Annotated in this window: 1 pseudogene; it reads left to right on the forward strand. The window is 72.6% G+C overall.

Features of this window, described 5'->3' with window-relative positions:
• Positions 1–265: 265 nt before the first annotated feature.
• Positions 266–790, forward strand: a pseudogene (locus AOK24_RS43990) (GNAT family N-acetyltransferase); the annotation flags it as partial.
• Positions 791–1,173 lie beyond the last annotated feature (383 nt).

The following is a 1,173-nucleotide window of genomic DNA, read 5'->3' on the forward strand; positions in this document are numbered from 1 at the left end:
GCCCGGGGCCGGCTGGGTCCCATCGCGGGGCTCGGTCGGGCGGGGCGTCCGGTGTGGGCCGCCTGTCGCCGTACCCCGCTCGCCGGGTGGCGCGGGTGTGGTGTGGCCCGCTGCTCGACCTCCTTGAGGAGGCCCGGCGTTTTGAAAATGGGTTTCATGTGACTAGGTTTTAGGAGGACGGATGAGGGCTGTCAAATCGAGGGGCCGGAGCGGCTGTGGATACCTGCTTGATCGCACTGGCGTGCTAAATGCGTATGATGTGCAAGTGCGTGATTACTGCATAAGGCTGGCCGGACCGGAGGACCTCGACGAGGCGCGAGCCGTCATGCTCGACACGGTGTACCGGGACTTCGGTACCGGGTACGTGCCGAGATGGCACGGGGACATCATCGACCTGGCCGGCGCGTACCTGGCGCCGGCGCGGCACACGCTGTTGGTCGCGGTGGACGACACGGGCGAGGTCGTCGCGACCGGCGCGCTCGACTCGCGCGGCCCCCTGCACCCGCCGAACCCCCGGCACCTCGCCGAGCGCTACCCCTCCGGGACGACCGCGCAGCTCAGGCGGATCTACACCCGGCGTGACCACCGCCGCAGGGGACTGGCCCGGCGACTGGTCGCGGAGCTGCTCGACTTCGCAGCGGCGGACGGCGGCTACCGCTCCGTGTACCTCCACACCGACCCGTCGGTGGAGGGCGCCGAGGGCTTCTGGCGCTCGCTCGGCGAGGTGGTCCTCGACGAACGGAACCCCACCGAGGGCACGGCCCAGTCGGTCGTCCACTTCGAGGTCCCGTTCGACGCGGTCCGCCCGGGCAGGCCCCTCACGCACCAAACCCGCACAGCCCAGCCCTCCACAGGCGCAACTCCAGCGACCCGGCCCACCGCAACCCCGGCCGCCACAAGCCGAGCCGACACGGACAGGGCCCCAGCGGGCCAAGCCTCCGCACCCCCGGCCCTCGCAGACCAGGCCCTCGCCGGCGGGGTCTCCACGAACTGGGCCTCCGCAGGCCAGATCCCCGTGGACCAGGACCCCACAGGCCGAGCCCCTGGGGGCCAGGCCCTCCCCGGCGAGGTCTCCGCAGACCAGGTCCCCGCAGGCCGTGTCCCTGGGTACCAGGCCCTCCCCGGCGGGGTCTCCGCAGACCAGGCCTCCGCAGGCCGCGCCCCCGCGAACCC

Origin of the sequence: Streptomyces niveiscabiei (genome assembly GCF_001419795.1) — a bacterium.
Lineage (GTDB): Bacteria > Actinomycetota > Actinomycetes > Streptomycetales > Streptomycetaceae > Streptomyces > Streptomyces niveiscabiei.